13 protein-coding genes are annotated in these 13,772 nt (G+C 42.3%); 12 read left to right on the top strand and 1 reads right to left on the bottom strand.

What is annotated here, in order from left to right; translation table 11 throughout:
* Positions 1 to 19: 19 nt before the first annotated feature.
* Entirely contained in the window at positions 20 to 259 is a 240-nt protein-coding gene (locus BLS23_RS10505) for an indolepyruvate ferredoxin oxidoreductase subunit alpha (protein WP_089652514.1), read from the top strand.
* Between the two features lie 216 nt (positions 260 to 475).
* Positions 476 to 1,216 carry an SDR family oxidoreductase gene (locus tag BLS23_RS10500; protein WP_089652513.1) on the top strand — a complete coding sequence of 247 codons (741 nt, stop codon included), beginning with the start codon at positions 476 to 478 and terminating at the stop codon, positions 1,214 to 1,216.
* Between the two features lie 36 nt (positions 1,217 to 1,252).
* Here BLS23_RS10500 and BLS23_RS10495 read toward each other — a convergent pair whose 3' ends face one another.
* Complete coding sequence (locus tag BLS23_RS10495) at positions 1,253 to 1,528, bottom strand: acylphosphatase (RefSeq protein ID WP_089652512.1); 276 nt, start codon at positions 1,526 to 1,528, stop codon at positions 1,253 to 1,255.
* A 75-nt stretch (positions 1,529 to 1,603) separates the two neighbouring features.
* On the opposite strand from BLS23_RS10495, the gene BLS23_RS10490 reads away from it, so the two are divergent.
* The 10 genes from BLS23_RS10490 to BLS23_RS10445 all read left to right on the top strand — a co-directional run bounded on the left by BLS23_RS10490 (position 1,604) and on the right by BLS23_RS10445 (position 13,485).
* Entirely contained in the window at positions 1,604 to 2,566 is a 963-nt protein-coding gene (locus BLS23_RS10490; RefSeq protein ID WP_089652511.1) for a P1 family peptidase, read from the top strand.
* 13 nt (positions 2,567 to 2,579) lie between these two features.
* Positions 2,580 to 3,461 carry a gamma-glutamylcyclotransferase family protein gene (locus BLS23_RS10485; protein ID WP_167356068.1) on the top strand — a complete coding sequence of 294 codons (882 nt, stop codon included), beginning with the start codon at positions 2,580 to 2,582 and terminating at the stop codon, positions 3,459 to 3,461.
* A complete protein-coding gene (locus tag BLS23_RS10480; RefSeq protein ID WP_089652509.1) occupies positions 3,458 to 4,282 on the top strand; it encodes an alpha/beta hydrolase in 825 nt (274 codons plus the stop codon). Before BLS23_RS10485 ends, BLS23_RS10480 begins: the two co-directional genes overlap by 4 nt.
* Positions 4,279 to 5,328 carry a C45 family autoproteolytic acyltransferase/hydrolase gene (locus tag BLS23_RS10475; RefSeq protein ID WP_089652508.1) on the top strand — a complete coding sequence of 350 codons (1,050 nt, stop codon included), beginning with the start codon at positions 4,279 to 4,281 and terminating at the stop codon, positions 5,326 to 5,328. The genes BLS23_RS10480 and BLS23_RS10475 overlap by 4 nt, the downstream gene beginning before the upstream one ends.
* A 75-nt stretch (positions 5,329 to 5,403) precedes the next feature.
* Positions 5,404 to 8,991 carry a dynamin family protein gene (locus BLS23_RS10470; RefSeq protein ID WP_089652507.1) on the top strand — a complete coding sequence of 1,196 codons (3,588 nt, stop codon included), beginning with the start codon at positions 5,404 to 5,406 and terminating at the stop codon, positions 8,989 to 8,991.
* A 157-nt stretch (positions 8,992 to 9,148) separates the two neighbouring features.
* A complete protein-coding gene (locus BLS23_RS10465; protein ID WP_089652506.1) occupies positions 9,149 to 9,646 on the top strand; it encodes a superoxide dismutase family protein in 498 nt (165 codons plus the stop codon).
* 250 nt (positions 9,647 to 9,896) lie between these two features.
* A complete protein-coding gene (locus BLS23_RS10460; protein WP_027954344.1) occupies positions 9,897 to 10,097 on the top strand; it encodes a cold-shock protein in 201 nt (66 codons plus the stop codon).
* Positions 10,098 to 10,173: 76 nt separating this feature from the next.
* Positions 10,174 to 10,386 carry a cold-shock protein gene (locus BLS23_RS10455; RefSeq protein ID WP_089652505.1) on the top strand — a complete coding sequence of 71 codons (213 nt, stop codon included), beginning with the start codon at positions 10,174 to 10,176 and terminating at the stop codon, positions 10,384 to 10,386.
* 60 nt (positions 10,387 to 10,446) lie between these two features.
* Complete coding sequence (locus BLS23_RS10450) at positions 10,447 to 11,787, top strand: DUF2252 domain-containing protein (RefSeq protein WP_089652504.1); 1,341 nt, start codon at positions 10,447 to 10,449, stop codon at positions 11,785 to 11,787.
* An 81-nt stretch (positions 11,788 to 11,868) separates the two neighbouring features.
* The gene (locus BLS23_RS10445) at positions 11,869 to 13,485 is read left to right on the top strand and encodes an ABC-F family ATP-binding cassette domain-containing protein (RefSeq protein WP_089652503.1); all 1,617 of its coding nucleotides are present in this window, start codon (positions 11,869 to 11,871) and stop codon (positions 13,483 to 13,485) included.
* Positions 13,486 to 13,772: the final 287 nt, after the last annotated feature.

Raw genomic sequence — 13,772 nt, 5'->3', positions numbered from 1 at the left:
AAAAGGAGGAGAAATAGATATGGCCTTTGTAATCACATCCCCTTGTAAAGATGAAAAAGCTGGAGAATGCGTGGATGTGTGCCCAGTTGATTGTATCGAAGAAGGGAAAGATATGTTCTATATCGACCCTGCGATTTGCATAGATTGTGGTGCGTGTGAAGCGGTGTGTCCAGTTGAAGCGATTTATATCGAGGACGAGGTACCAGAAGAAGAAACTCCATACATCGAGATTAACCGTAAGTTCTTTGAAGAACAATAAGTATCATAACCAGACCGTCTCTTTCCCAAAGAGACGGTCTTTTTCATACCACCCTTTACTTTCCTTCTTTCACTAAAGCTCCCGACTGTGGAAGACTCAGATTCGAGTTAACCGGGGTTCGTTTGCCGTATTTGGATTCAGTTGGTTCTTTGGTGAATAATTATTCTTTATGAAGGGTAGATAGAAAAGGAATGATTACAAGGGAGGACATAATTCATGACAAATCTAAAAAATCAGACAGCGATTATAACAGGTGCAAGCAGCGGAATCGGCAAAGCGATTGCCCATCATTTAGCAAATGAGGGTGCGAATGTCGTTTTAGCAGCTAGAAGAGCAGAAAAATTGAATGAACTGGCAGAGGAAATTACTGAACAATACAATGTCGAAGCAAAAGTTATAGAAACAGATGTGACGAAACGAGAAGATGTAGAGAAGCTCGTTTCCGAAACGAAATCAGCGTTTAATACGGTGGACCTTTTCATTAATAATGCTGGAGTCATGCTGCTCTCCTTCTTAAAGAATGACCATGTGGATGAATGGGAACAGATGGTTGATGTTAATATAAAAGGGGTTTTATACGGCATCCACGCAAGCTTGCCTACGATGATTGAACAGGAGTCCGGTCATATCGTCAATGTTTCTTCTGTTGCGGGTCATGAAGTTTTTCCATCCAGTACCGTTTACAGCGCGACAAAATATGCTGTGAAAGCTCTTTCGATGGGAATGGAAAAAGAACTTTCTAAATCGGGAGTCCGGGTGACGAACGTTTCACCTGGGGCGGTGGATACAGAGCTGACTGACCACATTACGGACGGAGATGTTATTGAAATGTTCAAAAACCGTAGTATGGATCCATTGGAAGCCGATGACATCGCCCGTGCAGTCGCCTATGCCGTGACTCAGCCGTCATACGTGAATGTAAATGAAGTCATCGTTCGTCCCATGCATCAAAAGTAAATGGAAAAAAAGATGACCGCAGGGGTGCGGTCATCTTCATTGTACGACTTTAAATTTTTTATAGTCATTGATCTGATCATTATTTTTAACGTCGAGAGCTTCCACTTTACTAAATGGCGTAGGGCCCTCATCGATTTTTTTTATGAACTCCTGTAATTTTCCATGTTCTCCTTCCGCTTCAATAAGAACGGTACCATCTGGCTGGTTTTTCACCCATCCTGAAACACCGATCTGTTCAGCGATCTGTTTGGTAGCAGCACGGAAACCGACTCCTTGAACGCGGCCGTGAACAGTTATTTGATTGTTCTCCATTCTTCCACCTCCTCATCTATCCTCTTGTTTCCCCATAAATAGAATTCGGCAAACCTTTAGAAGGAGTGGATTTATATGAAAGAGATCGATATCACGGAAATTGAGGGATTTGTTTTTGGTCAAAAAGAAAGTGAAGATCATCACACAGGGTGTACAGTCATCCTGAGTCAAGATGGCGCCACGGCAGGTGTGGATGTCCGGGGCGGGGCACCTGGTACGAGGGAGACCGATGCGTTGAAATCCGAAAATCTTGTTCAGCAGGTTCACGGCCTATTTTTGTCTGGAGGCAGTGCCTTTGGCCTGGATGTTGGAGCAGGAGTGATGAGATATTTGGAAAAGGCAGGAATCGGTTTTGATGTAGGGGTGACTCGAGTACCCGTCGTCCCAGGTGCCATTTTATTTGATTTAAGAGAAGGTGACCAAGGGATGCGCCCGGATGCTAAAATGGGGTTTAAAGCTGCAGCATCCGCCTTTGAGCATTCCCATTTGAAACAAGGGAATTATGGTGCTGGTGCAGGGGCAACTGTTGGAAAAGGAAAAGGGCCTTCTTTTAGTATGAAAGGCGGATTGGGGCACTATGCCATTCAGATCGGAGACGTGAAAGTGGGAGCTGTCATCGCCGTTAATTGTTTTGGTGACGTCATCAACCCTGAAACTGGCCAAATCATCGCCGGTTTGCAGAAAGACGGAAAGTTTTTAAATAGTGAAGAAGTCATGATGAGTCAAATTATGGAGGGGCAGACCAATCGCTTTCGTGGGAATACGACCATCGGGGCCGTTGTTACGAATGCGAAGGTAGATAAACCAGCAGCAAATAAACTTGCGGACATGTCGCATAACGGGCTCTCCCGCACCATCCGTCCTTCCCATACGTTCGTTGATGGAGATACGATGTTTTTTGCGGGAGCAGGAAAAGTAACATGTGACTACAACAGCCTGGGAGTCATGGCTGTAAGAGCTGTTGAAGGAGCGGTCCTAAATGCAGTGACTCATGCAAAATCAACAAAGAGTTTCTTATCAGCTAAAGATTTACAGTAGGAGGAACATTGAAATGAAGGTTTTTGTTTACGGTTCACTTTGCAAGAATCAGGAAAATCATTATTATATGAAAGAAGCGACGTTGCTTTCTGAACAGGCTTTTGTGAAAGGAACGTTATATACGGGTCACTCTTATTATCCCCTTCTGCTAAAAGATGCACAGGAGATCACCTATGGAGAATTGTACGATATTCCATCGTCTTTACTAGAGGAATTGGATGAATTAGAAGGCTATTCCAAAGAAACGGAGGACCCTTATTTCGTGCGAGAGACGTGCGAAGTTTCCACACCTCGTGGAGTAAAGGAAGCGTTTGTTTATTATTGGCCGCGTGAAGCACAGGGGGAAGTGGTCCACAATCACGATTGGAAAGTCCATCGGTACATTCAAAGCGACCATCTCTACTATTTTGCTTACGGGTCATGTATGGACAATTCCAGATTATGCGACCATGGAGTTGACCATTTATTTACTACAATTAAAGGGAAAGGAAAGCTCAGCGATTACAGGCTCGCTTTTTCCACTCATTTTGAAGACGGTTCGAGAGCCGACATTATCGAAGATCCCGGGGCTCACGTGGAAGGCGTTGTCTATGAAGTCGGAAAAGAGGCACGTGAGTATTTATATCAAAGGGAAGGGGTAGAAACGAAAGTCTACAGACCAACGATTGTCCATGTGGAAGGAGACGACGGAATCACCTTCCAGGCCCTTTCGTTTACGGTCATTGAAAAGCGTGCTGAAATCGCACCTCCTTTTCATTATGCTGAAGAAATTCATCGCGGAGGATCGAAATACCTGTCAGAAAATTATATGAAATCCATCGAATATAAATTTTTGGAAGAATGGAAAGTGCCTGAATTCAGAGCGTACCTGCAAAGAAAGGGATGGAAAGAATGACAGAGACCAAATGGTCCAGTTATATAGCCAGGGATTTTACTCGTTTGCAATATGCGGTTCTTAAGAAAAGAGCCTCCTCCAAGGAAGCGATTATTATCGTACACGGAATTACGGCCGAGTTTCATCATCATGAAGCGTTTGCTGATGAATGTCTACGCGACGCTGATATTTATTTCCCTGTGTTGAGAGGTTACGACAAGAGTCCCAAGAGAGGGGACATTGATTATATAGGGCAGTATGATGATGATTTATTCGATTTCATCCATTTCATTGAAAAGAAAGGATATGAAAAAGTTACCTTGGTTGGACACTCCATGGGATGTGCCAACCTATTGAGATTAATTCAAAAAAACAAGAGGGCTGCCAGCGAATACTTGTTTATTGCTCCCTTCTTTCATCCTGCTTTACCGGTGTACCATGAGGATGCGACAGAACAGTCCACTGATCGAACTGATGTGGATTATACAGTATTTGACAAAAAAGTCATGCTTCTCATGACTTTGTATAAGATGAATATCCATCGATTCAATGACAGGACAGTTGCGGAGATTCCGGACGAATTCAACAAAAGTGAAAAACTAACCTTGAGTTTCCGGCTCCTTGCCTCGAGGTTTCTCGAAAAAATTCCTCCAGAATTGCTGAGTGATATAAAAGATAGAGCATCCATTTATGTTGGGAGTAAGGATGAAGTTCTATTACATGACGAGTTCAAACGTTACGTGAAAGAGCACTGGAATGTTGAGGTCCACATCATTCAAGAAACAGATCACAACCATATCCTTCATCATCCTCAGTTACATGAGGAATGGGCGAGAAAATGAAACCTTTTTATTCCCAGTTGATCGCGTTTTGCGGTCGTTATGATGACTTTGGGTATGAACAAGGAGAACAATTAAAACGTACGCAGTTATATAAACATCATGAACAAAGACGGAAACGCTCGAGGCTTCGATACGATGTGGACATTCAAGTTGTTAAAGAACAAATGGACCTTTACTGCAAAGGCCTCTTCGATGAGCTTAGGGGTCTTGCTGAAGGATTACAATGGCCGCTTGATGAAGTCATTCATGAATACAGTGGGTATCAGCAGGATTGGGAAGGTTCAGGCTGTTCCATTTTAACGGGAAACGGGTACTTTGCCAGAAATTACGATTACCATCCCAAAACGTATGAGGGTCGTTTAGTTTTGTTTCAGCCCAAAGATGGCTATGCGAGCATTGGCCCATCCCAACGCATCATAGGACGCACAGACGGGATGAACGAACACGGACTTTGTATTGGATATAATTTCGTAAACAGAATTCACCCGGAAGACGGGTTTATTTGTTGTCTGCTGACTAGGATGGTCTTAGAAACATGCAAAACAACCAGCGAAGCGGTTCTCTTATTGAAGAAACTCCCTCATAGACATTCGTTTAACTATGTCGTTTTCGATGCAGAAGGCACATCAAAAATTATTGAGGGCTCTCCTCGCGGGGTCATCGTGAAAGAGGGGGTGGCTTGTACCAATCACTTCACAGAAATTGCCCAGGAAAACCGCAGGCATCTGTCCAATTCACAGGAAAGACTGGATGATCTGAAAAGTCGTCAAGCTTATATCCTTGATGAATTAGAGGCTTTTCATTTATTGAATGACTCATACGGTCCGATCTTTTCTCATGGGTATAAACAATGGACCGGTACGATTCATACAGCTTGTTACAGTCCTGAATCATTAACTCTTCATTTCGGACTCGGTGGAGATACAGTACCATCCGTGATTTCATTACGGGATTGGCTGAATGGAAGAACAGCTCTTCCAAATAGAGTTTATGGGGAATTGAACACGGATGCAGCGATTCCCTATATGGATGACCCATCGTTTTGAGTATCTCCCTCTTGAGGAAACATAGCTCTTAAGAGTAGAATGAGGGAGGACATTGTACGGTAAAGGAGACGAGACATGAGCCATTTGACGGATATAAGCATCGATAAAATTCAGAATTTATACGCTTTTTTAAAAGATCAAGGAGATGAAGAACAACAAGAGAAGGTATTGGATTTATATGAAAAGTTGATTCATGAAGAAATGATGATTGGCTTTGCTGGTCACTTTTCAGCTGGTAAGTCGACATTGATCAATACGTTATTAGATAATGACCTTCTCCCTTCAAGCCCCATTCCCACTAGTGCGAACATTGTCCGGTTGAAGACAGGCGATCCCTATACGCTTGTTCATTTCCAGGATGGAACGGTCGTCCGGTATGATGCGGATATCGATCTGGAAACGATTAAAGCGCTCTGTAAAGATGGGGAGAAAATTACAGGACTTGAAATCTCACAACCAGGGCAGTCTTTGCCTCCTCATGTATCGGTCGTCGATACACCCGGGGTGGATTCAACGAATGACGCCGACCGATTGATTACCGAATCATCTCTTCATTTGATGGATTACATGTATTATGTCATGGATTATAACCATGTCCAGTCTGAAGTGAATCTTATGTTTTTATTGGAAATGCAGCGGCGTAAGACACCTTTTTCAGTGGTCATTAACCAGGTGGATAAACATGTAGAAAGAGAGCTTTCTATTGAAAACTATCAAAAAACGGTAACGAACGCCTTTGAAAAGTGGGGCATTACCCCTGAAGAAATCTACTTCACATCCTTGAGAGATTATTCCCTTCCTTTCAATGAGATTCAAGCGTTGAAGGAAGACTTTCGTATTCTCCTTTCGAAACCCAAACTTGAGAGACAAGCGGAAACACAAGTGGGATGGATTGCCGATGAAGCGGTGATGCATTATTCGGATCTTCTCGAAGATGAGATGGCACAACTTCGAGAAGAAAAGGAAAAGTGGGAGGAAATAATCGAAGAAAGTCCTTTCCATTCCAAACAACTAGAAAACCAACAAGCTCTCCATGAAAAAGCAGAAGCAGATTTTCAGGAGAGAGTCAGTCAATTCATTTCGAACGCCTACCTTATGCCGAGCGCTCTTCGTGAATATGCAGAGGCTTATTTAGAGTCCGTACAACCGGACTTTAAAGTGGGAATTCTTTTTACACAAAAGAAAACAGAAGAAGAACGGTTGGCAAGAGAACAGGCGTTTCACACGAAGCTCACAGAGTCTGTGGAGAAAAACCTGTACTGGCCGCTTCGTGAACGAATGCTTCAGTTGATGGAACACTATTCTGTCAGTGACCAGAAGCTTCTTGAACACGTGCAAAAGGAGACCTTCCATTATCCGAGGGAGCGGTTATATGCGCTTGTCGAACGAGGGGCGTCTGTCACAGGTTCTTATGTTTTACGCTACACCGATGATGTATCCAAAGATATCCAAAAGGAAGCGCGGCGTTTCATACAAGAATGGAAGCGTTTATTCCTCGAAGCAATTGCAGCCAATCAACAAGAAATGGTCGAACAGCATAAAGAAGTTTTTGAAGCGGCTGATAAAAAGCAAGAAATGGATAAACAACTAGAAGTTTTAAATGAAAGGATCAAAGAATACCGTTACAGTCTAGAAGAATACCTGAAAGAAGAAACCACGGAAGAAAATACGTTATGGATCAGGGATGCATGGAAGAAGCGGAAAGAGAAGATGATCCGTAGGAGTGCGGATGAAATTCCTGCTGAACATTCGATCGTTGAAGAAGAGGAGATTGATCCTCGTCCTACGCCTTCTAAAAAGAGTGGATCTTCCATCGAACAGGCGCTCCACAGGGCGGATGAAACACTGAAAAACATCCATTCACTAGAAGGTACAAAGCGACTCTATGCTCAATTAGAGAAAAAACGGAACCGTCTGGATGACAGACATTATACCATCGCCCTATTCGGAGCATTCAGTGCGGGGAAATCCAGTTTTGCGAATGCTTTGCTTGGAGACCTGGTCCTGCCTGTTTCACCCAATCCGACCACGGCGACGATCAATAAAATATCTCCATCCAATGAGGAGAAACCGGATCGCTCGATTGATGCTTATGTGAAGATGGAAGCGGAGATGCTTGAAGACTTATCTCCTATTCTGGAGGACCTTGACCTCAGGGCTCATACACTTCAAGATGTACACACGAAAACTAAAAACTTGAAAGAAAAAGACTGGCAGGCGCTTGATCATAAGAAACATTCTTTTTTACGTGCCTTCATAGACGGTTATCCGAGTATGAAACCGAATCTAGGGAAACGTATCGATGTTTTATGGGATGATTTTTCTACGTATGTTTCTAAGGAAGAAAAATCCTGCTTTATCGAGTCTATGGAACTTTTCTATGACTGTCCGTGGACGGAAGCGGGAGTTACTCTCGTTGATACACCTGGAGCAGATTCCGTCAACGCGCGTCATACAGATGTGAGCTTTGAATACATCAAGGATTCTGATGCTGTTTTATTTGTCACCTATTATAACCACCCATTCTCACATGCTGATGAGACGTTCCTTAAACAACTAGGCCGTGTGAAGGACAGCTTTACTCTTGATAAAATGTTCTTCCTCATTAATGCAGCCGATTTAGCCTCATCTGATGAGGAACGGAAACAGGTGGAATCTTATGTGAGAGCGCAATTGAATGAATTCCAAATTCGTCATCCGAAACTTTTCTCTATTTCGAGTTTGCAAGCACTGGAAGAAAAGATGGAAGGCAAGGATATGGATTCAGGCATTCAAGCGTTTGAAGAAAGTTTTCACTCCTTCCTTCATGAAGATCTTGCACAGATGATGATTCATGCGATTGATGAGGATATTAAGAGTATAAGGCAAGTCGTCGAGAACTTCATCGCTGCAAGTCAGCTAAGTGAACAAGAACGCCTTGAAGAAATAGAGAAGAGTAAAGAAGAACAACATCACATTTCCGGAACCCTTGAGAAGAGCTTCGACCAGGGAGCGGAAGATGCCATCCATAACAAAGCAGGTAAACAGATTCACTACGTACATGAACGAATGATGTTGAATTTCAATGATTTGTTCAAGCGACATTTCAATCCAGCGACCATTCAAAACCATGGAGATGCCAAAGAGTCATTGAAGGCTGCTCAGATGCAGCTCCTCGATGAATTGAGTTTTGAAATGCTTCAGGAAGTCAAAGCAGTCTGTGTCCGTATGGAGCGCTTCATGGACCAGTTAGTGAATCAGACGAAAGAGCGGATCGAAAGTGATCTATATAAAATTCGTCCGACCCTTCAACTGTCAATGATCGAAGAAGGAACATTTCCTCTTCCAATCCTCAGTGGACATGTTGACATGGAGGAAAAAGAAAAAGCAAGCCTGCGAAAATTGTTCAGAAACCCTAAAGCGTTTTTTGAAAGAAATGAGAAAGAAGAGATGAAGGATTCCATGTCAGCCATCATTTCCAGAGAATTGAAAGCTCAATTGGAAACACTCGAATCATTAGTTGTCGATCATTATACAGAGTTATGGCGGAGAAGATACACGGAATGTATGAATATATGGAAAGAAGATGTATTGGATCATTTTACCCAGCTTCAGTCTCACCTTGAGAGACCAGAAAACACCCAGGACCTTGAACACATCCTTTCTCAAATTCCGAAGTTCTAATTCACTGAACCAACACATAAGGTAATACATCAGCATCCCCCTCTTCTAAGGATTTCTTCCTCCTCCTCGGAAAAGGGGGATTTGCTATGCACTGACTCCATTGGTCTAAGGGCGAAGCGGAGGTCATAAGAATAGACAGAAAGGAGGATGTTGTTTATTGTATATCCAAAACGGTCCGTATAGACAAACGTATGCTTCTGAAACGGCACAGGCAAAATTTTTAAGTAGTCCACTTGCTCCCAACTTGAAAGGGACCATGCAATTTTACCAAATGCCTTACGGAGTCGAAGTCTTTGTTCAGGTGGAAGGGCTGCCTGATTTCAAAAAGCCAAAAAACGGAAAGCAGGTCGGACCTCATGGGTTTCACATCCATGAAAAAGGAGTTTGCGAAATCGGGGACGGCAAAGATCCCTTCGCCTCTGCCGGGGGACACTGGAATCCAGACGAGCAGCCGCACGGGAATCATGCGGGAGACTTCCCTGTATTGTTTTCCAATCAAGGAAGAGCAAGAATGATATTTTTCACGGACCGCTTTAACGTGCGTGACATTATCGGGAAATCGGTGATTATCCATGAAGGGCCTGATGACTACGAGTCCCAGCCAAGCGGAAATGCAGGAAAACGAATCGCTTGTGCCATCATAGAAAGATCATAATTTAAAGGAATAATTCGCCTTCACACTGTATATACTAGTCGTGTAACGTTAATAGCGCGCTCTGCTTGACTTCACCGGTGAGTCATAGTATAGTGAATAAAAGGATAAAATTTACCAATATTCAGAAGTTCGCACTTCCAATCACCTATTATAAAGAGTGATCAATCTTATTGGTACTTTTTATAATATGTGATTTTTTCTTTATTGCAAAACGCATATTAATTTTTGAAACATTGGAGGATCCATCCCTATGAAAACAGGTACAGTGAAGTGGTTTAACGCGGAAAAAGGTTTTGGTTTTATCGAGGTTGAAGGTGAAGACGATGTATTTGTACACTTCAGCGCGATCAACGAAGAAGGCTTCAAGTCTCTAGAGGAAGGTCAAGCTGTAGAGTTTGAAGTGACAGAAGGAAATCGCGGACCACAAGCTGCAAACGTCACGAAACTATAATAAAAAATAGAAAGAGACTGGCTTTTGAAGGTCAGTCTCTTTTATATCATGACATTCTAAAGGGGGGGCTACGCCGATGGCTTTCGGAAAGAAAAATCAGGCTGAGATCAAAGAAGAAGATACGAAGATATGGGTTTGTACATCCGAAGATTGCAACTGTTGGATGAGAGACAACTTCAGAACCAATAATAACAAGAAGTGTCCAATGTGCGGAAGTGATATGGAAGAAGAAAACAAAGTGCTTCAAGTTGTAGAAAACAATAGTTTATACTATAAAGCAGAGTCATAATGAAAAAAGCGATTGCTTCTCAGGCAATCGCTTTTTCTTATATCTAAGGGAGGAGAGACGATGGACCAAAAAGTAAAGCAGATGCTTGAAACAAAACAAATGTTAAGAAAGAATTCGCTGTCTACTGTTTTAGACAAATTTGATGGGGATATAATGGCATTAACGGAGAAAGAGCGAAAGAAGAAATATAACAAAATGAAAGCCGATCCTTACAGCTTTTTCAGAGGAAGCGCCTACCTGTTCTTTCATGATACGACAGATCTGCCTTTTACCTTTCATACACCGAGGGACAGACCGACATGGATCATGGGAGATTTACATTTCAACAACTTCAGTGTTTTTCAAAACGAAAACAAGCAGATCGTCTTTGATGTGGACGACTTCGATGAAGGATACCTTGGTTCTTATCTTTACGATGTCTTACGCATGGTTGTTAGTATACGTCTGATGATGCATTCCCTTTCGTATGACGATGAGGCTAAAGAACAGATGGTCCATCGTTATTTGAAAACGTACTTAAAACAAATGCAAGCCTACCATGATCGAGAATTAAGTCCGGAAAAAGTCCAATTTACGAAAGAGTCAGCGAAAGGTCCTGTTAAAAAGGCGATAAACAAAGCGGAGCAAAGAAGTTTGTCACACGAACTGAAAAAGCAGACCATCATCAACCACGATTCCATTCGGTCTTTCGATATCGGGAAGGACAAGCTGTCTTCTGTTCCTAAACACGAAAAACGATTGTTAGAAAAAGCGTGGGAGGACTATTATCATTCTCTGGACGCAAAGAAAAAGAAGTCGAAGGACTATTACCGGATCAAAGATGTGGTCAAAAAGACAGGAGCGGGAATCGGTTCGACAGGTTTGAAAAGATATTACATTCTCATTGAAGGCGAGTGTCACGAAGACCATGAGGATGATATTATCCTTGAAGCGAAAGAAGCACGAACTCCAGTACCTGCTTACTTCTTTCCTTATGATGAGGCATTTTGGAACGATCACAAACACCAGGGAAGAAGAGTCATTCACACCCAGCAGGCGATGCACCACCTTTCCGATCCATTTCTCGGATATTTCACGATGGACGGTAAAGACTTTTACGTCCGGGAACGCTCGCCTTTTTCCAAGGATGTAAAAGAAAAACATTTAAGTGATCTTAAGTCTGTCAAACAGACGGTAAAGACGATGGCAAAAGTGAGTGCGAAAATCCACGCGAGGGCTGATGTGGATATTGACGAAGGAATGCTCGACTATCATAGTGAAGACAGCATTATGGAAGCGGTCGGGACTGAGAAAAAGAGGTTCCGACAGCAGCTCAGTTTATGGGCCGAGCATTATGAAAAAAAGGTATATGAAGATTATGATTTGTTTCTTGAGTGGGGAAGTGAGCGTGGATATTTTTAATATCTCAGGCGGCTATCATACAACGCTCAAGAATGATATAATTTCTATGTTATAGAAACAAGAGTACTGGAGGATTATCACATGTTAACAGTAAATAATGTAAGTCTTCGGTTCGGCGACCAAAAGTTGTTTGAAGACGTAAATATAAAATTCACTCCCGGCAATTGCTATGGGCTGATTGGTGCGAACGGTGCAGGGAAATCTACATTCTTAAAGATTTTGAGTGGTGAGATCGAGGCTCAAACGGGTGATGTAAGTTTGAAGAAGGATCAGCGTTTGGCCGTTTTGAAACAGAACCATTTCGAATATGACGAATATCAAGTACTTGAAACCGTCATTATGGGGCATACACGTCTATATGAGGTGATGAAAGAAAAAGATGCCATCTATATGAAAGGCGACTTTTCAGAAGAAGACGGCATGCGTGCAGCGGAACTTGAAGGAGAATTCGCTGAAATGAATGGATGGGAAGCGGATTCTGATGCGGCCCGTTTATTGAAAGGGTTAGGCATTGGCGAAGAGCTTCATGATAAGAAAATGAGTGAACTGCAAGGGTCTGAAAAAGTGAAGGTTCTTCTTGCACAAGCGCTGTTCGGTAATCCGGATGTTCTTCTTCTCGATGAGCCGACCAACCACCTCGATATTAAAGCGATCCAATGGTTGGAAGACTTTTTGATTGATTTTGAAAATACAGTCATTGTGGTTTCCCACGACCGTCACTTCTTGAACAATGTCTGTACTCATATCGCAGACCTTGACTTTGGAAAAATCCAGGTTTATGTCGGAAACTATGACTTCTGGTATGAGTCCAGTCAATTAGCGCAGAAAATGGCTTCAGAACAGAATAAGAAAAAAGAAGAAAAGATTAAGGATTTGAAAGAGTTCATTGCGCGTTTCAGTGCCAATGCCTCCAAATCCAAACAAGCGACGTCACGTAAAAAGCTACTAGATAAAATCACGCTGGATGATATCCAACCTTCTTCCAGAAAGTATCCTTACATTGCATTTAATGCGGACCGTGAAATCGGAAATGACTTGCTGACAGTTGAAAACCTTTCAAAGACGGTGGATGGAGAGAAAGTATTGGACAATGTCAGCTTTACCCTTAATAAAGACGATAAAGTGGCCCTTGTTGGTTCAAATGAAGTTGCCAAAACGACACTTTTCCAAATCCTTATGGGTGAGGTTGAACCGGATGAAGGTACCTATAAATGGGGGGTAACGACTTCTCAAAGTTACTTCCCTAAAGATAACTCGGAATTCTTCGAAGGTTCGAATTTGAACCTTGTCGAGTGGCTGCGTCAGTATTCACCAGAAGATGAAACAGAAACGTTCCTACGGAGCTTCCTTGGACGTATGCTGTTCTCAGGAGAAGAGGCGCTTAAGAAAGCGAATGTCCTTTCAGGTGGAGAGAAGGTGCGCTGCATGCTTTCTAAAATGATGCTTTCTGGTGCGAACGTTCTTCTTCTAGATGAACCGACGAACCACCTTGATCTAGAGTCCATCACTTCCTTGAACAAAGGATTGATTAATTTCAAAGGTTCTGTCATTTTTGCATCCCATGACCATGAGTTCATTCAGACGATTGCTAATCGTATTATAGAAATTACGCCTAATGGTAAGGTTGTCAATAAAGAGATGACATATGATGAGTTCTTGAACGACCCGGAAGTTCAAAAGCAAGTAGCAGCTAAATAAGAATGTGATAAAAGCACAGATCCTCTAAGGATCTGTGCTTTTTTTCGCTAAAATATGTTTTTTTCTATCATTTTCGGGTAAAAAATCTATGAATAATCAAATATTCCTTTTTGTAGAATGATGGCGAAATCAAGAAAAACACGGGCATTTTTGACCGTTTGACGGTACAAATGCTCCTTTTGTAATGGCTGTGAAATATGGATGTTATGTTTGCAAACAAACTGTTGCTTGTTTGTTCTTAATTTATCCTGAGATTCTGTTAATCTTGTAATTGTGAACGGATCACC

The organism is Halobacillus aidingensis (assembly GCF_900104185.1).
GTDB lineage: Bacteria > Bacillota > Bacilli > Bacillales > Halobacillaceae > Halobacillus > Halobacillus aidingensis.
This window is presented reverse-complemented; position numbering and strand designations above follow the sequence as displayed.